The organism is Stenotrophomonas sp. C-A, from assembly GCF_054030835.1.
The window spans coordinates 288,224-307,819 of the sequence record NZ_CM132916.1; the positions used below are offsets into that span (position 1 = coordinate 288,224).

General features: G+C 67.3%; 20 protein-coding genes. 9 read left to right on the forward strand and 11 right to left on the reverse strand.

Annotated elements, in window-relative coordinates:
* Positions 1–8: 8 nt before the first annotated feature.
* Together ACW5IY_RS01330 and ACW5IY_RS01335 are read right to left on the reverse strand one after the other, a co-directional pair.
* Positions 9–374, reverse strand: a complete 366-nt coding sequence (locus tag ACW5IY_RS01330) for a hypothetical protein (RefSeq protein ID WP_032128158.1) — start codon at positions 372–374, stop codon at positions 9–11.
* Positions 375–475: 101 nt separating this feature from the next.
* Entirely contained in the window at positions 476–1,909 is a 1,434-nt protein-coding gene (locus tag ACW5IY_RS01335; protein WP_049435201.1) for a Do family serine endopeptidase, read from the reverse strand.
* A gap of 491 nt (positions 1,910–2,400) precedes the next feature.
* Between ACW5IY_RS01335 and ACW5IY_RS01340 the strand changes: the two genes are divergently transcribed.
* Positions 2,401–3,294, forward strand: coding sequence for a hypothetical protein (locus ACW5IY_RS01340; protein ID WP_049435203.1), 894 nt, complete (start codon positions 2,401–2,403; stop codon positions 3,292–3,294).
* A 107-nt stretch (positions 3,295–3,401) separates the two neighbouring features.
* Complete coding sequence (locus ACW5IY_RS01345) at positions 3,402–4,094, forward strand: hypothetical protein (protein WP_043401759.1); 693 nt, start codon at positions 3,402–3,404, stop codon at positions 4,092–4,094.
* A gap of 15 nt (positions 4,095–4,109) precedes the next feature.
* On the opposite strand, the gene ACW5IY_RS01350 is transcribed toward ACW5IY_RS01345, so the two are convergent.
* Positions 4,110–4,469 carry a DUF1428 domain-containing protein gene (locus ACW5IY_RS01350; RefSeq protein WP_005407745.1) on the reverse strand — a complete coding sequence of 120 codons (360 nt, stop codon included), beginning with the start codon at positions 4,467–4,469 and terminating at the stop codon, positions 4,110–4,112.
* 91 nt (positions 4,470–4,560) lie between these two features.
* On the reverse strand, positions 4,561–6,963 hold the full coding sequence (locus ACW5IY_RS01355) for a DPP IV N-terminal domain-containing protein (protein WP_049435204.1): 2,403 nt from the start codon (positions 6,961–6,963) through the stop codon (positions 4,561–4,563).
* A gap of 210 nt (positions 6,964–7,173) precedes the next feature.
* Here ACW5IY_RS01355 and ACW5IY_RS01360 point away from each other — a divergent pair, with 210 nt between their 5' ends.
* Together ACW5IY_RS01360 and ACW5IY_RS01365 are read left to right on the forward strand one after the other, a co-directional pair.
* The gene (locus tag ACW5IY_RS01360; protein ID WP_010486919.1) at positions 7,174–7,746 is read left to right on the forward strand and encodes an OmpO family porin; all 573 of its coding nucleotides are present in this window, start codon (positions 7,174–7,176) and stop codon (positions 7,744–7,746) included.
* A 190-nt stretch (positions 7,747–7,936) separates the two neighbouring features.
* Complete coding sequence (locus ACW5IY_RS01365; RefSeq protein WP_049435206.1) at positions 7,937–8,614, forward strand: response regulator; 678 nt, start codon at positions 7,937–7,939, stop codon at positions 8,612–8,614.
* A 6-nt stretch (positions 8,615–8,620) separates the two neighbouring features.
* Here the strand turns inward: ACW5IY_RS01365 and ACW5IY_RS01370 are convergent, their stop codons facing one another.
* On the reverse strand, positions 8,621–9,058 hold the full coding sequence (locus ACW5IY_RS01370) for a DUF6165 family protein (RefSeq protein WP_049435229.1): 438 nt from the start codon (positions 9,056–9,058) through the stop codon (positions 8,621–8,623).
* A gap of 130 nt (positions 9,059–9,188) precedes the next feature.
* Between ACW5IY_RS01370 and ACW5IY_RS01375 the strand changes: the two genes are divergently transcribed.
* Positions 9,189–9,887, forward strand: coding sequence for a TorF family putative porin (locus ACW5IY_RS01375; RefSeq protein WP_049435207.1), 699 nt, complete (start codon positions 9,189–9,191; stop codon positions 9,885–9,887).
* Here ACW5IY_RS01375 and ACW5IY_RS01380 read toward each other — a convergent pair.
* Positions 9,884–11,032, reverse strand: coding sequence for an MFS transporter (locus ACW5IY_RS01380; RefSeq protein ID WP_401743198.1), 1,149 nt, complete (start codon positions 11,030–11,032; stop codon positions 9,884–9,886). The two genes, ACW5IY_RS01375 and ACW5IY_RS01380, sit on opposite strands and share 4 nt — an antisense overlap.
* 143 nt (positions 11,033–11,175) lie before the next feature.
* Between ACW5IY_RS01380 and ACW5IY_RS01385 the strand changes: the two genes are divergently transcribed.
* Positions 11,176–12,063, forward strand: a complete 888-nt coding sequence (locus tag ACW5IY_RS01385; RefSeq protein WP_049435210.1) for a LysR family transcriptional regulator — start codon at positions 11,176–11,178, stop codon at positions 12,061–12,063.
* Here ACW5IY_RS01385 and ACW5IY_RS01390 read toward each other — a convergent pair.
* Positions 12,032–12,499 carry a YehS family protein gene (locus ACW5IY_RS01390; RefSeq protein WP_005411992.1) on the reverse strand — a complete coding sequence of 156 codons (468 nt, stop codon included), beginning with the start codon at positions 12,497–12,499 and terminating at the stop codon, positions 12,032–12,034. The genes ACW5IY_RS01385 and ACW5IY_RS01390 overlap by 32 nt on opposite strands.
* 116 nt (positions 12,500–12,615) lie before the next feature.
* Between ACW5IY_RS01390 and ACW5IY_RS01395 the strand changes: the two genes are divergently transcribed.
* A complete protein-coding gene (locus ACW5IY_RS01395) occupies positions 12,616–13,368 on the forward strand; it encodes an SDR family NAD(P)-dependent oxidoreductase (protein WP_019337645.1) in 753 nt (250 codons plus the stop codon).
* Positions 13,369–13,499: 131 nt separating this feature from the next.
* On the opposite strand, the gene ACW5IY_RS01400 is transcribed toward ACW5IY_RS01395, so the two are convergent.
* The 4 genes from ACW5IY_RS01400 to ACW5IY_RS01415 form a co-directional block, all read right to left on the reverse strand.
* The gene (locus ACW5IY_RS01400; protein WP_049435212.1) at positions 13,500–14,402 is read right to left on the reverse strand and encodes an SPOR domain-containing protein; all 903 of its coding nucleotides are present in this window, start codon (positions 14,400–14,402) and stop codon (positions 13,500–13,502) included.
* A gap of 21 nt (positions 14,403–14,423) precedes the next feature.
* The gene (gene argS / locus ACW5IY_RS01405) at positions 14,424–16,112 is read right to left on the reverse strand and encodes an arginine--tRNA ligase (protein WP_049435213.1); all 1,689 of its coding nucleotides are present in this window, start codon (positions 16,110–16,112) and stop codon (positions 14,424–14,426) included.
* Positions 16,113–16,226: 114 nt separating this feature from the next.
* Entirely contained in the window at positions 16,227–16,931 is a 705-nt protein-coding gene (gene radC / locus ACW5IY_RS01410; protein ID WP_049435231.1) for a RadC family protein, read from the reverse strand.
* Between the two features lie 70 nt (positions 16,932–17,001).
* The gene (locus ACW5IY_RS01415; RefSeq protein WP_049435214.1) at positions 17,002–17,628 is read right to left on the reverse strand and encodes a response regulator; all 627 of its coding nucleotides are present in this window, start codon (positions 17,626–17,628) and stop codon (positions 17,002–17,004) included.
* A gap of 228 nt (positions 17,629–17,856) precedes the next feature.
* On the opposite strand from ACW5IY_RS01415, the gene coaBC reads away from it, so the two are divergent.
* Both coaBC and dut read left to right on the forward strand, forming a co-directional pair.
* Entirely contained in the window at positions 17,857–19,119 is a 1,263-nt protein-coding gene (gene coaBC / locus ACW5IY_RS01420) for a bifunctional phosphopantothenoylcysteine decarboxylase/phosphopantothenate--cysteine ligase CoaBC (RefSeq protein ID WP_049435215.1), read from the forward strand.
* Positions 19,116–19,589, forward strand: a complete 474-nt coding sequence (gene dut / locus ACW5IY_RS01425; protein ID WP_021204751.1) for a dUTP diphosphatase — start codon at positions 19,116–19,118, stop codon at positions 19,587–19,589. Before coaBC ends, dut begins: the two co-directional genes overlap by 4 nt.
* Positions 19,590–19,596 lie beyond the last annotated feature (7 nt).

Here is a 19,596-nt window from a genome sequence, read left to right on the forward strand (position 1 = left end):
GCCGCGGCTTACTTGTCGCTGCTGCCGCGGGCCAGCTTGGCGATGATCCAGCCGGCAGCGAAGGCAACACCGAACGAGGCCAGCGGACGTTCACGGATCAGCTCAGCGGCGCTGTCGATCAGGTCCTTGCCCTTGTCCATCAGCGCATCCACCTGCTCCTTGGCGGCGGCACCACCGAACTCGGCGGCGGCCAGGCCGGACAGTGCGCTGTCGGACAGTTCAGCCTTGACGTTGGCCTTGCCGATACGCAGTTCGTCGCCGGCTGCGCCGGTTGCACCCTTGATCGCACCGCCGGCGGCCGACGCGGCCTGCTTCAGGTGGGAACCGGCTTCACCCAGGTGTTCCTTCAGGTTCTCGGTATTGGTGGGGCTCATCGAATCACTCCTGTTGCGATGGGGGAACGGGTGTCGGCGGTGCCGACCTGGACTGACAGCAATAGCATTGCCGGGGTATAGGGGGTGTTACGGCAGGGCGATCAGCGCATCACGAGCTGGCCCTGCTGCTGGCCATTGTTGCGCAGCACGCGTATCACCAGGGTCGGCGGGCGCTGCTGGAAGTTGGCGCGCCAGCTGGCCAGGTCGGCGAATTCGCCCACCGTGGCATCGGTGATGATGTCGCCCTGCTGCAGGCCGTTGCTGGCCGCGCGGCTGCCGCGCTTGACCTCGCTGACCAGCACGCCGCCGACACCGGACTGGCGCAATGACTCGGGCAGATCGACGAAGGTGGCCCCGGTCAGGCGCGGGTCCAGGCTCTCGCCGGTGACCGCGCGCGCCTGTTCCTTCAACGTTGCCTTGATCTGCAGCGGCTTGCCCTCGCGGCGCACGTCCAGCGTCAATGCACTGCCGACCGCGGCCAGGCCTTCCACGTTGTGTAGGGCTTCGGCGCTGTCCACGCGTTGGCCATTGGCCGAGACCACCACGTCGCCCGGCTTCAGCCCGGCAGCGGCGGCGGACGAACCGGCCAGCACGCGCGTGATCAGCGCACCGCGGGTTTCGCCCAGGCCAAGGCCCTGCGCGATCTGCGCGGTCAGGTTCTGGCTTTCCACGCCCAGCGTGCCGCGCACCACCACGCCGTGCTTGACCAGTTGGTCGACCACGCTGCGTGCCAGGTTGGAGGGAATCGCCAGGCCCAGGCCGATGTTGCCGGCCATGCTGCCCTGCGGGTTGAAGCTGGCGGTATTGATGCCGACCAGCTGGCCCTGCAGATCGACCAGTGCGCCACCCGAGTTGCCCGGGTTGATCGACGCATCGGTCTGGATGAAGTTCTGGTAGCCCAGCCCGCGGATACCGCTGCGGCCCACCGCCGAGACGATGCCTGAGGTGACCGTCTGGCTGAAGCCGAACGGATTGCCGATGGCCACCACGAAGTCGCCCACGCGCAGCTGGTCGCTGTTGCCGAGCTTGATGTCGGTCAGGTTCTGCGCCGGAATGCGGATCAGCGCGATGTCGGTATCGCGGTCCGAACCGAGGAACTCGGCCTTGACCGTGCGCCCGTCGGCCAGTGTCACCTGTACGTCATCGGCGTTGTCGATGACATGGTGGTTGGTCAGCACCAGGCCCTCCTTGGCGTCGATGATCACGCCCGAGCCCAGCGATTCGTTGATGCGTTCCTGCGGGATGTCCGGGAACAGGCGGCGGAAGAACGGGTCGTTGAAGAAGGGGTTGCGCACGCGAACCACCTGCTTGGTGTTGACGCTGACCACTGCCGGCATCGCCTTCTCCAGCATGGGTGCCAGCGACGGCACTGCCTGTCCGGCTACCGAGGCGGGCAATGCCGCCGTGGTCGGCAGCACCGCTGGCAGCGGCGCGGCATCGGCACGGTTGTCCAGGTGGGCATTGATGCCGGTGGCAACGAAGCCACCGAAGGCGGCGGCGATTGCGAGCGTGAGCAGGGTGGGAAGCGGTCGCATGGGAGTCGGTTCGCTGGCGTGGGTGGGGGCGGTTCGGCCCTACGGTAAAACAAGCTGAATGAGTGTGTCGCGATCTGGATAAATGCGCCATGAAAACCCGGCGCCCGGAACGCGGGTCGGCATCGCCATCTGTGGGGCGGTACCGACAACATCGGGCGTGCTTCTCAACGTGCCGACGTCTGCCGAAGCGCATGTGGATACAGGCCGATACTTGCGCAGTTCTGCGCATCCTGGTGCCGCGATGCGCCATATCGCATGCCTTTCGCTGTATTCGGACTGGTGCACGCAGGCAGCACCTGCCGCTACCCGGATCGTGCGGCGCAGCACTGAAAAAAAGGGGTTTCCTGTCAACCCACTGTGCTCGCGAGGGTGCCCGGCTACACCATTGCCGTCGCAGCAGATGCGATTGCTGGTGCATGCCCCGTTCCACGATCGTCAATGTCGGTATAGCATCGCCCCGTTTTGATACTTAAGGCCCCCAGGAGGGCAACATGAGCAACGGTAATGGTGTGTCGGTCGTGACCGACGCCGTCGAGAACGTCAAAGAAACCGCCACCAACGTTGGCGAGACCATCGCCCACGCTGCCGAAGACGCAGTGAAGTCGGTCAAGAAGACCGTCAAGCGCGCCACCAAGGCTGCCGGTACCCGCGTTGCCAAGGCCAAGAAGGCCGTGGCCAAGGTCGAGAAGACCGTTGCCAAGAAGGCCGAGAAGGCTGCCAAGTCGGTCGGCAAGACTGTTGCCAACGCCAAGAAGAAGCTGGAAGCCGCCAAGAAGAACGCCAAGGCCGAAGCCGCTGCCCTGAAGAAGGAAGTGGCCAAGAAGAAGGCCGCTGCAGGCAAGGCTGTGACCAAGAAGGCCGCTGCTGCCAAGAAGACCACCAAGGCCGCCACCAAGGCTGCCGGCAAGAAGGTCGCCACCGTGAAGAAGGCCGCCACCAAGAAGGCTGCCGTCGCGAAGAAGACCGTTGCCAAGAAGACCGCGGCCGCCAAGAAGGTTGTCGGCAAGAAGGTCGCTACCGCCAAGAAGGCCGTGGCCAAGAAGACCGTCGCCGCCAAGAAGGTCGCTGGCAAGAAGGCCGTGGCTGCGAAGAAGGTTGTCGGCAAGAAGGTTGCCGCCACCAAGAAGGTCGCCACCAGGAAGACCGCTGCCGCCAAGAAGGTTGTCGGCAAGAAGGCTGCTGTCGCCAAGAAGGCCGTCGGCAAGAAGACCGCTGCTGCCAAGAAGGTTGTCGGCAAGAAGACCGCCGTTGCCAAGAAGGCAGTTGGCAAGAAGGTTGCCGCCACCCGCAAGACGGTCGCCAAGAAGGCTGCGCCGCTGAAGAAGGTCGCCGCCAAGAAGGCTCCGGCCAAGAAGGCCGTGCGCAAGGTCGCCAAGCGCAAGTAATCGCGCCGTGACCGAAGGCCCTGCCACCCCCCGGGTGGTGGGGCCTTTCGCGTTTCTGGGACGCGGTCTGGGGCAAGATGCAGGTTCTTCCCGCCGGAGCCCCGGGCATGCGCGGTATCGACTTCAGTTCCTGGCAGGGCGTGCTGTCCACCTTGGCCGGCCTGGTCCTGATCACCCTGCTGGGCGTGGGCATCCGCCTGCTGGTGATGCAGACCCTGCAACAGCGCCGCGAGCGCGAGAACCGGCAGATCAACGAACGGCTGCGCACGCTGATGGCGGCCTACAAGACCCTGGGCGGTTCGTTCACCGGCGAACTGGGCGTGGATCCCAGCCACCGCCGTGACCTGCGCCAGCGCGAGGATGCCGAAGGCATTGCCGAACCCCGCTCGGATCGCGCGCGCCGCATCCGCGATGCCGTTGAAGCGGCGCTGTCGGACATCCTGCTGCTGGGCACCGACGAACAGGTGCGGCTGGCTGCGCGCGCTGCCAATGATCTTGCACAGGGGCGACCGGTGCACACCCACGAACTGGTGGTCTCGCTGCGCGACTTCGTGCGCGAAGCGCTGGATCTGGCGCCGATTCCGGCCGACCTGCAGATACCGCCGCAGGGGCCGACCCGGCCGGGTGGCGCCAGTGGCGGTGGCAAGGGCCGCAACGAGGGCGATGCCAAGGGCGGTCGTGCGGGTGGAGGAGGTGGCGGTGGCGGAATGGGCGCTGGCATGGGCGGTGTGGGCCTCGGCGCCGGCGCCGCACTGGGCGCCGGCCATGCCTCTGCCAGCGATGAAACGGACGCGCGCTGAGCACGTCCGCCCGTTTCAGCGCGTCAGTTCGTAGATCGGCACGAAGCCGCCGTAGATCATCCGCGCGCCGTCGAACGGCATCGGATTCGTCGCCGGATCAAACCTTGGGTCTTCCATCATCTTCTTCATGCCGGCGTCGCGGGTCGGCTTGTCCGGCCATTCGATCCAGGAAAACACCACCGTCTCATCCGGCGTGGCTTTCACTGCGCCGAAGAAGTCGGTGGTCTTGCCGTGCGGCACGTCATCGCCCCAGCACTCGACCACGCGCAGCGCGCCGTACTCGATGAAAACCGGATCCCCTGTGCGTGCGTGGGCGAGGAACTTCTCCTTGTTGGCGGTGGGCACCGCCAGGACGAAACCATCGATGTAGCTCATTGCCTGCCTCCAGATGGACCGTGCCGCATGCACGGCCTTCAAGTACCCGACGAACCAGGGCGTCGTGGATCGACATCCTGTGCGCGCCTGTTCAGCCCGGGCCACCGGGCAGCGGCGCCAGCACCGTATCCGGTGGCTGCTGGCCGGCCAGGTGGCGCACGAAGTAGTCCCACATGCGGTGCGTGTAGGTGGCGTCGTTGCGGAACAGTTCGTGGTCCTGCCGGGCCAGGTACAGCAGGTCGTAGCTGCGCTGGGCCTTGTTCAGGGCGGCGGCCAACTGCAGGGTCAGCGCCGGTGGCGCGTTCTCGTCCAGTTCGCCATAGACCAGCAGCAGATGCCCGCGCAGGTTGCCGGCCAGTGCCGCATTGTCGAGCCCGGCAAAGGGCGCCGGCACGCCTTCGTCAGTGGGCGTGGCCGGCAGCACGCCACCGAACAGCCGGTCCATGCCGTGCAGGGCGCCGCCGTACATGCCCTGGAAATTGTGGCTGCCGGCCGAGGCCACGCCCACCTTGTAGACCGCGGGATAGCGCAGCAGGGCACGCGCTGCACTGTAACCACCGAACGAATGCCCGTAGATGCCGACCCGCTGCAGGTCGATGCCCGGGTAGCGTTCGCCCAGCTGGCGCAGCGCAGCCACATGGTCATCCAGCTGCACATCGGCAGCGCGCAGGAAGCTGCTGTCATGGAACGCCTTGTCGCGGCCACCGGTGCCGCGCGCATCGATGCTGACCACCATGAAGCCGAGTTCGGCCAGGCTGGCGCGTGACACCGGGTTCAAGGCAGACACCGCCTCGGCGTAGGTCACCGGCGCATTGCTGATGAAGGAACCACCGTACATCGCGTCGATCACCGGGAAGCTGCCATCATCGCGATAGTCACGGGGCAGGTAGACGGTGGCGAAGATCGGTGTGCGCCCATCGGCGGCCAGCAGCCGTTCGCGCCGCGGCGGCCGCCAGCCGGCAGCAACGATCGCGCTGTCATCGGCTGTTTCCAGCAGCATCACTTCACGGCCGTCATCGCTGGCCCGCAGCACGGTGCGTGGTGGCTGGTCGAGACGGGAAACGGTATCCACTAGATACCCACCGCCAGGCGACAGCGCCTGGGGAGCGCGCCCCCCGAACAGCGCGCCGGTACCGGCATCGGCCATGTGGTCGTTGCCATCGGCGGCCAGGCGCTGGATCGGACCGCCCTGCAGCGATACCCGGTACAGGCCGCGCACGTAGGGGTCGCCACCGTCGACGCCACCGGCGCTGAAGTACGCCCAGCCACCCGCAGCGTCCACACCCAGCAGGTCACGCACCACCCATTTGCCGCGGGTGAGCTGGCGCAGCACCTTGCCATCGGACAGGCGCACCCGGTACAGATGGCCCCAGCCATCGCGCTGCGAGAACCACACGGCGGTGTCCTGCCCAGGCAGGATGGCCACCGCTGGCCGGTTGTAGGAATACACGTTGAGCTGCAGGCGAGTGTCGCTGGCTTCTTCCACAACCGTGCGCAATGCACCGCTGTTGGCATCGATCTCCACCAGGCGCAGCCTGCGCGGCGTGCCGAAGTGCGCGATCACGGCATACAACCGATCGCCGTCCCAACCCAGGATGCCGGCCTCACTGAGCGTGTTCCAGCCCTCGGGCAGCGCGATGTCATGCTGCCTGCCGCTGGGGATATCGATCACATACAGGCTGTCGCGTACCTGCTGTGCATCGCCCAGTACCCCCAGCTTCACGGTATGCACGCGCGGCCGCGCGCTGTTGGTCGGGCTGCTTTCCAGATAGGGATAGTCCTGCAGCGCGCGTTCGTCGTAGCGGATGCCGGCTGCGTAACGGCCATCGGGTGACCAGCTCACCGCGAACGGTCGTGCCGGCATCCGGCCCTGACGGCGTGGAGTACCGCGCAGGGTGAAGTCCGGCAGTACGCCATAGCCATGCCCAGCTTCACCGCCCTGGGTCAGTAGCTGCGGCGCCGCTCCAGAGTGCTGCAGCCACAGGTTGTGGTCGCGTACCTGCAGCCAGGCATCACCACCGGGCGACGGCAGTGCATCAGCCGGCGGCAACGCCTGTTGTGCGGTCGTGCACTGCAGGCGTGGCCATTGGCAGTTGATCGCCGCCTCGCCGTTGAACTGCAGGCGCAAGCCATCATCCAGTACCTGCACGCTGTTCAAGCGCAGGCGTGGCCCGCTGTCACCCAGAGGTGCAACTGCGGCGTCCAGCGCATCGGGTTCGAACAGGATCTGGCGCGTAGCCTGGATTGGATCGACCAGTATCGCCTGGCGCCGGCCCTGTGTGTCTTCGCGTTCATACCAGAAGCGCCCATCGGCCAGCCAGTGGGGCAGGACCGAAGCATTGCGCAGCGCACCGCGCAGATGACTGTCATGCACGCGTTCGGCGCGCTGGTAGTCAGCCGCCTGCAGCGCGTGCGCAGCATGGATCGGAAACAGGGAAGCGCAGGCCAGGAGGGCAGCGCGAACAGGCATCAGCAGCGGATCGGAAACGTGCAAGGCAACCTCCTGTTGCAATCGACGAAGGATCACAGATGCACCCGCGCCGCGCGCGTATGCCAGAGACAGCCTGAATCAAGCCAAAAAATTCAGCAATGCGAAGACCGCTGTTTTCAGGGAGCGTTGTGGCGAATAACGGAGAATTTACATTCCCGATGCGATGGCGCCTTGGCGCTGCTGCACACCATAAGAAAGTAAAGGTGTACCCCCATGAAGAATTCGCTGATTGCTCTGGCCCTGGCCGCTGCCCTGCCGTTCACCGCCTCGGCTGCTGAGAACCTGTCCTACAACTACGCCGAAGCCGACTACGCCAAGACCGACATCGACGCGTTCAAGGCCGACGGCTGGGGCGTGAAGGGTTCGTACGGCTTCCTGCCGAACTTCCACGCTTTCGGTGAGTACAGCCGCCAGGAAATCGACCACACCAACATCAAGCTGGACCAGTGGAAGATCGGTGCCGGCTACAACGTTGAAATCGCTCCGACCACCGACTTCGTTGCCCGCGTTGCTTATCAGAAGCGCGACCAGAAGCACGGCCTGGACTTCAACGGCTACAGCGCTGAAGCGGGTATCCGCACCGCCTTCGGTGCCCACGCCGAAGTCTACGGCATGGTCGGCTACGAAGATTTCTCGAAGAAGCACGGCATCAATCCGGAAGGCCAGTGGTACGGCCGCCTGGGTGGTCAGGTCAAGCTGAACCAGAACTGGGGCATCAATGGCGAGCTGAAGATGAACCGCGACGGCGACAAGGAATACACCGTCGGCCCGCGTTTCAGCTGGTAATTGCTTCCTCGGCGCGCCTGCGCGCTGAAGATGCCTCGACAGGCCCGGCCCATGCCGGGCCTGTTGCGTTGTGACGACCCGAAACCGCAGCTGAGCGTGGTCGGGCAGAGTTGCTGCGTTGCAATAAATTGGATTCCGCTGCTCCCGGCGCGGGCCTACGGTGGGCACTTCGTACCGTCGGATCCATGTGATGCCGCCTGCCGTTCCCGCTTTGCCCCTCGATCGGCCCCGCCGCCTGGCACTGCTGGCGCCGCATCCCGTGCTGCGCCTGGGGGTGGAGGTGGTGCTTTGCCAGCACGGTGGCGTGCAGGTCTGTGGCAGCTTCACCCGCGAAGGTGATCTGCTCGATCTGCTGCAGCGCCAGCCGGATGGGATCGACCTGTTGCTGATCGACCTGTTGGCGCCGTGTGGACCCGAACAGGGCCTGGCCCTGTTGCGGCTGTTGTCGCGGCGCTGGCCGCTGCTGCCGGTGCTGGTGCTGTCTGCGCACTGCAATGCCAGCACGGTGACCATGGCGATGCAGGCCGGCGCGCGCGGCTTCCTGTCCAAGGGAACCACGCCGGAGATGCTGCGGCGCGCAGTTGACGTACTGGCCCGTGGCGGCCGCTTTGTGCCCCCGGAGTTGCGCACGCAGTTGAGCCGATCGCGCATGCGGCGCACACCGGCGCCGGTGCTGACGCCCTTGAGCCGACGCGAGCGCGAGGTACTGCGGCTGGTCCTGCAGGGCTGCACCACCGGGGAGGTGGCGCGGCGCTTCGGGCGCACGGCCAGTACGGTCAGCACGCAGAAGCGGACCGCCTACGAGAAGCTGGGCATCCACAGCGATGGTGAGCTGTTCCGCATCCGGCACCTGCTCGAATGCGGATGAGCGGGCTTATTCGCCCTGGTACTGCTTCTCTTCCACCAGGGCCGAACCGGCCACGCGGTTGATCTCGTTCTTCACCTGCACGCGCTCGCCATTGGTGCCATAGACACCGCGTGCCAGCTGGATGAAGGCATCGTCGAACACCTGGGCCGCTTCCTTGTCGCGCAGCTGGTCCTGGATGTCCCACATGCGCTCGTTGATCACCTTCAGCTGCTGCTTCAGCACGGCCAGCGCCGGCTGTGCCTGCAGCTGCTGCTGCAGCAACGGCAGCAGGCCGTCCAGCTCAGTGCGCACGTTGCTCAGCTTGGCCGCATCGTCGATGCGCTCGGCCTTGATCTCGAGAATGGTGATCTTGTCGATCAGCTCGCCGATCGATACCGGGGTCAGGATGGCGTCCACGCGGTTGGTTCCTGGAAACAGGGCGCCATGATACCGCGCTGCTGGCATGTGGCCCCGATCCACGGGATTTACGCCGAATTTGCGCCACAGGCCCGGCAGCACCCTCGATCCGTTACGGCCACCACCTCGACACTGCGCTCCCGGCGGCGCAACCGCCTTCAACGAGGAACACAGTGCAGTGAACAGCAAGGGGATGATGGCGGCGGTGGTGGCCGCCCTGGCAGGGCTGCTCGGGATCGGCAGCGCGCAGGCACAGGTACAGGTCAGTGGCAGTGCGGCGTTGACCAGTGACTACGTGTGGCGTGGCAGCTCGCAGAGCGACGGCGACCCGGCGGTGCAGGCGGGCGCGAAGGTTTCGATCCCATCGGGTTGGTACGCCAGCGTGTGGGGCTCCAACGTTTCGTTCAAGCCGGACAACGGCGCGCGCAGCGAGTTCGACCTGGTGGCGGGCTGGTCCGGTGCGCTGGCCCCGGACTGGACACTGGATGCCAACCTGACCCGCTACATGTACCCGGGCACCGGCCGCGCGCTGGACTGGACCGAACTCAATACCACCGTGACCTGGAAGCAGCGCGCCTGGTTGCAGGTCGCCCATTCCAGCGATGCATTGGCCGGCGGCCATCGCGGCACCTATGCCCAGTTGGGGGTGCGGGTACCGCTGCACGAGCGGTTCCGCCTGGAAGCCGCGGTGGGCCAGTATTGGCTGGCCACCGCGCAGGGCCCGGATTACCTGCATGGCCAGCTCAGTGCCGTCGCCTCGCTGACCCCGGCATGGGAACTGCGCGCCACCGTGCATGACACCGATAGCGCGGCCAAGCGCCTGTTTCCGGGCAACGCCGGGGGGCGTTGGGAGCTGGCACTGCAGGGCAGTTTCTAGCTGGCCACCGAGGCCTGGCGCGCGCGCAGCGCGCCGGGCAGCCACAGCAGCAGGGCCAGCACGGCCACCGCAGCACCGGCCACGCAGACGCCGGTCCAGCCAAAGCGCTGGTAGACCTGCGCCGACAGCAGCGACCCCAGCGAACCCCCGATGAAGTAGCCGGTCATGTAGCCGGCATTGAGGCGGTTGCGCGCTGCCGGTTGCAGTGCATAGATCAGGTTCTGGTTGCTGACGTGCAGCAGCTGCGCGGCCAGGTCCAGCACCACTACGCCGACCAGCAGCGCCAGCAGCGAGTGTGCCGACAGCCCCAGTGGCAGCCACGAGAGCAGCAACAGCGCCAGCGCGATGGCGGTGGCGCGGCCGGTCTGCCCGCGGTCGGACATGCGGCCGGCCAGGCCGGCCGCCAGCGTGCCGGCGGCGCCGACCAGTCCGAACAGGCCGATGGTGGCGTCGCTGTAGGTGTAGGGCGGTTGTGCCAGCAGGAACGCCAGTGGCGTCCAGAAGATCGCGAACATGGCGAAGCTGCAGGCGCCCAGCAGCGTGCGCTGGCGCAGCACCGGTTCCTGTACGAACAACACACCGATCGAGCGCAGCAACGCGAAGTAGCCAAGGCCGGCGCTCTGGTGGAAGCGCGGCAGGCCGCGCTGCAGTGCCAGCGCGGTCAGCACCAGGGTGCCGGCGGCGATCGCGTACACCAGCCGCCAGTCGCCCAGGCTGGAAAGCAGGCCGGCCACGGTACGTGCCAGCAGGATGCCCAGCAGCAGGCCGCTCATCAACGTGCCGACCACGCGACCGCGATGTTCCGGCGCGGCCAGCGTAGCGGCGAACGGCACCAGCACCTGGGCCACCACCGAGAACAGGCCGGTGATCGCGGTGCCCACCAGCAGCCAGGCCAGCGACGGCGCACAGGCACTGATCACCAACCCGCCCGCCGACAGCAGGCTCATTACCACGATCAGGCGACGGCGTTCGAACAGGTCTCCCAGCGGCACCAGCAGGATCAGTCCGGCGGCATAGCTCAGCTGTGCGGCAGTGACCACCATGCCAACCTGGCCGAACGGCACACCGAAGGCATCGGCAATGGTGTGCAGCAGCGGCTGCGCATAGTAGTTGCTGGCCACGGCCACGCCGGTAGCCACTGACATCAGCAGCACCTGCCAGCGGTGCAGAGGGGGGAGGGACGGACTCACGCGGTATTCCACAAAGCGGGGTGCACAGTGTCCGCCTGCTGCAGCCATGATGGAAATGAATCATCATCATCCCTGTCATCTGGAAACGAGATAGCAGGGTGAACCTCAAGCAGCTCGAGTTTGCCGTCGCCCTGGCCGAGGAAGGCAACTTCACCCGCGCCGCCGAACGCTGCCATGTGGTGCAGTCCGCACTCAGCCACCAGATCGCCGCACTGGAGCAGGAACTGGGCACGCCGCTGTTTGAACGCCTGCCGCGCCAGGTGCGGGCCACCGCCGCCGGTGAGGCCATGCTGGTGCATGCGCGGCAGGCCTTGGCCAGCCTGCGCCATCTGCGTGCCGACGTGGCGGCGGTGAGTGGCGAGGTGCGCGGGCTGCTGGCGATCGGGCAGATTTCCTCGCTGACCGGCATCGACGTGGTGGCGATGCTGGCCGCCTTCCAGCAGGTGCACCCGCAGGTGGAATTCCAATTGCGGGTGGACAAGAGCGAGGACCTGATCGCGCAGGTGCAGTCGCGCGACCTGGATGTGGCGCTGGTCGGGTTGTCACCCTCGGCCGGCCTGGACGGGGTCTGCCACCAGATGCTGCAGGAAGAAGACCTGGTGGCGGTGCTGGCGCCGTCGCACCGCTTGGCCCGGCGCAAGCGGCTGCCATTGACCGAATTGCAGGACGAGGCGCTGGTCGACTTCCCGCGCGGCACTGGTGCGCGGCGGCAGACCGACGATGCCTTCGCCGCCGCTGGCCTGCCGCATGCGGTGCGCTTCGAGGTCAATCTGATGGAACTGATCGAGCGCTTCGTCCGCCATGGGCTGGCGGTTGGCATCGTGCCGACGTTGATTGCCGAAGGCTTCCAGGGCGTGGTGCGGATTCCGCTGCAGCCGACCCCGACCCGCCGCGTGCACCTGGTCTGGCAGCGGCTGCCGACACCGGCGGCGCGGGCGTTCGTCGAGGCCGTGCTCAGCCGCGCAGGCGCAGGCTCAGGCCCTTGAGGAAATTGCGCAGCATCTGGTCCAGGCAACGCCGGTAGTTGGTGTGGCCGGGCTGGCGGAACAGCGCGCCCACTTCCGACTTGGACACGTTGAAACCGGCGCTGGCGAAGATCTCCATCAGGTCCACGTCGCGCAGCTGGAAGGCCACGCGCAGCTTCTTCAGCACCAGGTTGTTGTCGATGCGGGTTTCCACCGCGCGCTGCGGCTGGCTCTCGTCGCGACCGCGCAGGTGCACGATCAGTCCGTCGAGGAAGTGGGCCAGCGCGCTGTCGCTCATCGCCTCGAAACCGGCTTCGTCCTCGCGGCGCAGCCAGGCCTTCACCTGCTCGGGATCCACGGCGAAGGCCGGGTCGGCCATCTGGCACAAGGTCACCACGTGGTGGTCGCCCAGATCCAGGGAGTAGCGCACGCTGCGCAGGACATCGTTGTTGATCATGGCCCAATTGTACCGGTCACCCCGGCAGGAGGGGCCGGATCCGGCCGATCAGGCAACGCAACCCCCCGCCGACGGTGCCAGAATGGGGGTCTGGTTTTTCCCCCTGGAGTTGCCTGATGACCCGCACTGTCCTGATTACCGGCGCCACGTCCGGCTTCGGCGCCGCCGCCGTCCACCGCTTCGCCCAGGCGGGCTGGAAGGTGATCGCCACCGGCCGCCGCGGTGAACGTCTGCAGCCGCTGGTCGAGCGCTACGGCAAGGACGTGGTGCACGCGGCTGCCTTCGACATCCGCGATCCGGTGGCGATGGAAGCCGCGTTGCTGGCACTGCCGCCGGCCTTCGGCGAGATCGATCTGCTGGTCAACAATGCCGGCCTGGCGCAGGGCACCGCGCCGGCACAGAGCGCCAAGCTGTCGGACTGGACCACGATGATCGACACCAACATCACCGCGCTGGTGACCCTGACCCACCGCCTGCTGCCGCAGCTGGTGGAGCGCAAGGGCGCGATCATCAACATTTCCTCGGTGGCCGGCGTCTACCCGTACCCGGGCGGCAACGCCTACGGTGGCACCAAGGCCTTCGTCAGCCAGTTCTCGCTGGGACTGCGTTCGGACCTGCATGGCACCGGCGTGCGCGTGACCACGATCGAGCCGGGCATGGCCGAAACCGAGTTCACGGTGGTGCGTACCCATGGCGACCAGGCAGCGTCGGACAAGCTCTATACCGGCGCCAACCCGATGACCGCTGAAGACATCGCCGAACAGATCTTCTGGGTGGCCAGCCTGCCGCCGCACCTGAACATCAATCGCCTTGAACTGATGCCGGTCAGCCAGTCCTTCGCCGGTTTCCAGGTCGCCCGCGAAGGCTGACGGTCGTTTGTAGAGTCGAGCTTGCTCGACTGCCGTTCGCCTTCCGTAGAGTCGAGCAGTCGAGCATGGCTCGACTCTACAGAAACGAAAAAGCCGGGCAATGCCCGGCTTTTTCATTCACAGCGGCAGGCTTACTGCGCCTTGATCGCCATCGCCTGCAGGCCGGTGCCATCCAGCTTCTGCTTGGCTTCGGACAACTCGCCGGCACTGCCATACGGCCCCATGCGCACGCGGTACACGGTCTTGCCGTTGATCTGCGCCGATTCCACGCGTGCCGCCAGGCCCATCATCGCCAGCTTGGCCTTGGTCGCTTCGGCATCGCCGGAGGCACCGAACGCACCCGCCTGCAGGATGTAGCGGGCGTTGTCGGCGGCGGCCGGTGCGGCAGCGGCCGGGGTACTGGCCGTGGTCGGCGCGGTTTCCGCGCGCGCTGCCGGAGTGGCGGCGGCGGTGCTGGTCGACGCCGTCGGCGTGCTGGCCGGAGGCGTTGCCGCAGCCGGGCGTTCGCTCAGCGGTGCCGGCAGCGGACGGCTGGTGCCGGTTACCGGTGCGGTGCTGGCCACGCTGGCGGTTGCTGTCGGTGCCGGCGCAGCGGCGGCGGCCGGAACCGGCTTGCCTTCCAGTGCCGCCTGCGCGCGCTGCGCTTCGGCCTTGGCCCGGCGCTGGTCTTCGGCACGCGCGCTGGCGGCCAGTTCGGCGTCGGACATTTCAACTTCCTTGCCCGGCAGCAGGGTGTAGAAGTCGTACTGGGTGGCGGCCGGCTTCTCCGGTTCGGCCGGCTTCGGCGTGGCCGGCTGCGCGGCCGGCTGGGCGCCGACATCGCTGTCGGCATCCGCGACCGGGGCCGGCTGCGCGTTCGGGTTCGGCTGCGGACCGGCGCGAAGGAAGCCATCGCCTTCGCCCTTGAACAGGTTCGGCGCCGCCAGGAACACCACGGCTGCAATCGCCACGCCAGCGACCAGCCACACCCATCCGGGTGTTCCCTGGCTGCTGCTGTTACGTCGTGCCTGGTTTTTGCCGCGTCGTGCTGCCATGTGTACTGCGTCTCCTGATGCTTACATTTTTTCCGGGGCGCTGACGCCCAGGAGTTCGAGGCCGTTGGCCAGCACCTGGCGCGCGGCGCAGGCCAGGGTCAGCTTGGCGTTGCGGTCGGCGGCGTCTTCCACCAGCACCGGCGTCCCGTGATACCACGTGTGGAACGCGTGCGCCAATTCACGCAGGTACTGCGCCACCAGATGCGGTTCCAGCGCCACGCCGGCCGCCTCCACCACTTCCGGGTACCGCGAGATCTCGTTCATCAGCAGCAGCGAAGCGTCGTCGGCCAGGCGGCCGAGGTTGGCCAGGCCATTGCCCTGTTCGTACACCAGGCCCTTCTCCTGCGCCTGGCGCAGCAGGCTGCAGACGCGCGCATGCGCGTACTGCACGTAGAACACCGGGTTGTCGTTGCTCTGCTGGCGGGCCAGGTCGATGTCGAAGGTCAGCTGCGAATCGGGCTTGCGCGCGATCAGGAACCAGCGGGTGGCATCACGGCCGGCTTCCTCGATCAGGTCGCGCAGGGTGAAGTAGCTGCCGGCACGCTTGGACAGCTTCACTTCCTCGCCGCCGCGCATGACGGTGACCATCTGGTGCAGCACGTACTCCGGCCAGCCCTGCGGAATGCCCACTTCCATCGCCTGCAGGCCGGCGCGCACGCGCGCCAGCGAGCCGTGGTGGTCGGCACCCAGTTCGGTGATCGCGCGCTCGTAGCCGCGCTGCCACTTGGACAGGTGGTAGGCCACATCCGGCACGAAGTAGGTGAAGGTGCCGTCGGACTTGCGCATCACGCGGTCCTTGTCGTCACCGAAGTCGGTGCTGCGCAGCCACAGCGCGCCACCTTCTTCATAGGTATGGCCCGACGCCTGCAGCTTGGCCACTGCTTCGGCCACCTTGCCGTCGGCGTACAGCGAGCTTTCCAGGAAATAGATGTCGAAGTCGACGCCGAATGCGGCCAGGTCCAGATTCTGCTCGTTGCGCAGGTAGGCCACCGCGAAGCGGCGGATCGCCTGCATGTCGTCCGGGTCCCTGGCGCCGACCACGGTGCTGCCTTCCAGGTCGACGCTGGCGCCGGCCATGTAGGCGCGGGCGACGTCGGCGATGTATTCGCCGCGGTAGCCACCTTCCGGCCAGCCGTCCTGGTCCGGCGCGATGCCCTTGATCCGCGCCTGGGTGGACAGCGCCAGGTTCTCGATCTGCACGCCGGCGTCGTTGTAGTAGAACTCACGCTTGGCGTTCCAGCCGTTGGCATCGAGCACACGTGCCACGCAGTCGCCGATGGCCGCCGCGCGGCCATGGCCGACATGCAGCGGGCCTGTCGGGTTGGCCGACACGTACTCCACGCCCACCGTGCGGCCATTGCCGGACAGGTTGCGGCCGTAGTCGTGGGCTTCCTTGATGACCGAGGCGGCTTCGCGCTGGTACGCGGCCGGGGCCAGGTGGAAGTTGATGAAGCCGGGGCCGGCGATCTCGACCTTGCTGACGTCCTCGCTGCGCGGCAGCGCCTCGACCAATGCCTGTGCCAGTGCGCGCGGATTGCTGCGCGCGGCCTTGGCCAGCAGCATCGCGGCGTTGGTGGCGAAGTCGCCGTGGTCGCGGGTCTTCGGGCGCTCGACCACGAAGTCCGGCGGCAGGGAGTCGGCGGGCAGGGTGCCATTGGCGCGCAAGGCTTCGATGCCTTGGCTGATCAGGGCGCGGAGGAGATTTTTCACGAGGCCTGCTGTGAGAATGAGCGGCGGAATCGCCCATTTTAGCGCAGATACCCGCGCCCACGCTGACCAGAACATGCCTGTGGGGGCGGCCGATGGCGCCTGAAGGGGCCGCGCTCAGCCGAACAGGCGCGGCTGGGGCGTGGATAGCAGGCCCCGTTCAGCAAATGAAACGGGACGGCCCTCGCCCACCACGAAGTGGTCCAGCAGGCGCACGTCCACCATCGCCAGTGCCTGTTGCAGTTCGTCGGTGATGCGGGTATCGGCGCTGGAGGGTTCCGGGTCGCCGGAAGGGTGGTTGTGGCTGAGGATCACCGCCGCCGCGTTGTGCAGCAGGGCCCGCCGCACCACTTCGCGGGGGTAGACCGGTGCGGCGTTGATGGTGCCGTGGAACAGTTCCTCGCAGGCGATCAGGCGGTGGCGATTGTCCAGGAACAGGGCCATGAAGATCTCCCGTGACTGCCCTCGCAGGCGGTGCTGCAGATAGCGTCCGACCGCGGCCGGGTTGTTGCCGACCGCTTCGCCGTGTTCCAGCTCGGCGGCCAGGTAGCGGTGGGCCAGTTCCAGCCCGGCAGCCAGGGTACAGCTACGCGCCGGACCCAGCCCGGGCAGGCGCGCCAGCTCCCGCGCGGGGCGATCGAGCAGCACCCGTAACGGGCCATGCGCCTGCAGCAGGTCGCGCGCGGTCTGCACGGCATCGCGGCCACCGAACCCGGAGCCGAGAAACAGGGCCAGCAGTTCGGCGTCGGAAAGTGACGTGGGCCCGCGCGCGATCAGCTTCTCGCGGGGGCGTTCCTGTTCGGGCCAGTCATGGATGGGCATGCCTGCATCATCGCCAGCTTCGGCGGCATCTCCCATCGGGGCTTGCCGCGGGCCCGGGTCGGTCGATGCCTCAGTCGCGTCGGGTCTGCAGGTAGTCGAACAGTTCCTGGTTGTTCTGCAGGCCCAGCTTGCGCTTGGCTTCGGCCTTCTGCCGGCTGATGGTCTTCGGGCTGCGCCCACAGCGCTCGGCGACCTGGTTCACGTTGAGACCGGCCGCCAGCAGTTCCAGCACTTCCTGTTCGCGTGCCGACAGCGGCGCCGGCTCGCGCGGAAACAGCAGGTCGCGTGCCTGCAGGTGGTGGCGCAGCTGCTGGGAGACGAATACCTGCCCCGCCATCGCGGCGTTCAGCGCCTGGGGCAGTTCGGCGAAATCGGCGCACTTGTCGACCAGGCCACTGATGCCCTCCCGCAGCAGTCCGTCCAGCAGGCCGGGATGGCGGGCGCCGGTCAGCACCACCACCGGCAGGCCAGGTCGGCGCATGCGCAGCGCGTCGATCAGCTCCGGACCGTCCGGGCCGGCACCCGGCATCGAGAGGTCGGTCAGCACTGCATCGCAGTCGTGCTGGTCCACCAGCTCCAGCAGCTGGGCGCCGTCACGCGCACTGCCGACGATGTCCATCAGGTAGGTCTGCAGCACGACACGGATGCCATGCAGGACCACGGGATGGTCGTCGGCGATGATGATGCGTGGATGCACGCGGCTCCTCGAAGGTCGAACAGGCCACGGCGGGCGGCAGCCAATGCCTGATTCTGCAAAAGCACAGAGACGTAGGGGTATAGGAAAGGTCCGAAACTGTTACCGGGTGAATCCCGGGTCAACGCAGGCGGATTCCATCTGCTGATAGCCGCCCGCTATGTGCGCCCTGCACCGGGACATTACCGACCATCGGGTAAGCTAGCGCCCTCGTTTGCACAGGAATTCCAGGTGGCTGACTCCCCCAACGCTTCCCCCGCGCCGGCGCGCGCGCTGGAAGGTCAGAAACTGCTGTTGTGCGTCGGAGGCGGGATCGCGGCGTACAAGGCGCTGGAACTGGTGCGGCGCCTGCGCGACGCCGGTGCCCAGGTGCAGGTGGCGATGACCGCCGGAGCCCAGCAGTTCGTCACTCCGCTCAGCTTCCAGGCCCTGTCCGGGCAGCCGACCCGCACCACGCTGTGGGACAGCGCCGCCGAACAGGCCATGGGCCACATCGAGCTGGCCCGCTGGGCCGACCGCATCGTGGTCGCCCCGGGCACCGCCGATCTGCTGGCACGGCTGGCCCAGGGCCACGCCGATGACCTGGTCAGCACGTTGTGCCTGGCCAGCACTGCGCCGTTGACGATCTGCCCGGCGATGAACCACCGCATGTGGCTGCATCCGGCCACCCAGGCCAACATCGCCCTGCTGCGCCAGCGCGGCGCGCAGGTGATCGGTCCGGTCGACGGTCCGCTGGCCGAAGGTGAGTCCGGTCCGGGTCGTCTGGCCGAGCCCGGCGACATCGTGGCCGCGCTGGCCGCCAATGGCAGCAGCGCCGCGACCGTTGCCGCGCCGGAAATCCGCGCGCTGCAGGGCCTGCGCCTGCTGATCAGCGCCGGTCCGACCTATGAAGACATCGATCCGGTGCGCTACGTCGGCAACCGCAGCAGCGGCAAGATGGGCTTCGCCCTGGCCGCGGCTGCCGCGACGATGGGCGCCCAGGTGGTGCTGGTCAGCGGCCCGGTACAGCTGCCGACGCCACCCGGCGTGCAACGGGTCGACGTGCGCTCGGCCGCGCAGATGCGCGATGCCGTGCTGAAGTCGCTGCCGGCCGACATCTATATCGGCGCCGCCGCGGTGTCCGACTACACGCCGCGCCAGGTGGCTCCGCAGAAGCTGAAGAAGACCGCCGAGAGCCAGTCGCTGGTGATCGAGCTGGTGCGCACGCCGGACATCCTTGCCGAAGTTGCCGCGCAGACGCAGTCGCTGAAGCTGGTGGTCGGCTTTGCCGCCGAAACCCACGACGTGGAGAAATATGCGCGTGGCAAGCTGGTCGACAAGCGCCTGGACCTGGTGATCGCCAACCAGGTCGGCATCAGCGGCGGCGGTTTCGAGAGCGACAACAACGCCGCCACTGCCTTCTGGCAGGACGGTGAACAGGTATTCCCGGCCACCTCCAAGCGCGAGCTGGCCGAACAACTGCTGGCGCTGATCGCGCGGAGACTCCAGGCATGACCCAGGCTTTCACTTCCCAACCGCTGCAGGTCAAGCTGCTCGATCCGCGCTTCGGCGACAGCTGGCCGCTGCCGGCCTACGCCACCGAAGCCAGCGCCGGCATGGACCTGCGCGCGGCGCTGGATACCGCGCTGACCCTGCAGCCGGGCGACACCGCGCTGGTGCCCAGCGGCCTGGCCATCCATATCGCCGATCCGAACCTGTGCGCGGTGATCCTGCCGCGTTCCGGGCTGGGTCACCGCCACGGCATCGTGCTCGGCAACGGCACCGGCCTGATCGACGCCGATTACCAGGGCCCGCTGCTGATCAGTGTCTGGAACCGTGGCCGCGAGGCCTTCACCATCGAGCCGGGCGATCGCATCGCGCAGCTGGTGGTCGTGCCGATTGCCCGCGTCAGCCTGCAGGTGGTGGATACTTTCACCGACAGCGTGCGGGGAACGGGTGGATTCGGCCATACCGGGGTGCGTTGACAGGGGA

Bases quoted from the DNA above. Each gene is read 5' to 3' on its own strand.
- ACW5IY_RS01330 (WP_032128158.1), bottom strand. From the start codon at position 374: ATGAGCCCCACCAATACCGAGAACCTGAAGGAACACCTGGGTGAAGCC.
- ACW5IY_RS01335 (WP_049435201.1), bottom strand. From the start codon at position 1,909: ATGCGACCGCTTCCCACCCTGCTCACGCTCGCAATCGCCGCCGCCTTC.
- ACW5IY_RS01340 (WP_049435203.1), top strand. From the start codon at position 2,401: ATGAGCAACGGTAATGGTGTGTCGGTCGTGACCGACGCCGTCGAGAAC.
- ACW5IY_RS01345 (WP_043401759.1), top strand. From the start codon at position 3,402: ATGCGCGGTATCGACTTCAGTTCCTGGCAGGGCGTGCTGTCCACCTTG.
- ACW5IY_RS01350 (WP_005407745.1), bottom strand. From the start codon at position 4,469: ATGAGCTACATCGATGGTTTCGTCCTGGCGGTGCCCACCGCCAACAAG.
- ACW5IY_RS01360 (WP_010486919.1), top strand. From the start codon at position 7,174: ATGAAGAATTCGCTGATTGCTCTGGCCCTGGCCGCTGCCCTGCCGTTC.
- ACW5IY_RS01365 (WP_049435206.1), top strand. From the start codon at position 7,937: ATGCCGCCTGCCGTTCCCGCTTTGCCCCTCGATCGGCCCCGCCGCCTG.
- ACW5IY_RS01370 (WP_049435229.1), bottom strand. From the start codon at position 9,058: ATGCCAGCAGCGCGGTATCATGGCGCCCTGTTTCCAGGAACCAACCGC.
- ACW5IY_RS01380 (WP_401743198.1), bottom strand. From the start codon at position 11,032: ATGTCAGTGGCTACCGGCGTGGCCGTGGCCAGCAACTACTATGCGCAG.
- ACW5IY_RS01390 (WP_005411992.1), bottom strand. From the start codon at position 12,499: ATGATCAACAACGATGTCCTGCGCAGCGTGCGCTACTCCCTGGATCTG.
- ACW5IY_RS01395 (WP_019337645.1), top strand. From the start codon at position 12,616: ATGACCCGCACTGTCCTGATTACCGGCGCCACGTCCGGCTTCGGCGCC.
- ACW5IY_RS01400 (WP_049435212.1), bottom strand. From the start codon at position 14,402: ATGGCAGCACGACGCGGCAAAAACCAGGCACGACGTAACAGCAGCAGC.
- radC (WP_049435231.1), bottom strand. From the start codon at position 16,931: ATGCCCATCCATGACTGGCCCGAACAGGAACGCCCCCGCGAGAAGCTG.
- dut (WP_021204751.1), top strand. From the start codon at position 19,116: ATGACCCAGGCTTTCACTTCCCAACCGCTGCAGGTCAAGCTGCTCGAT.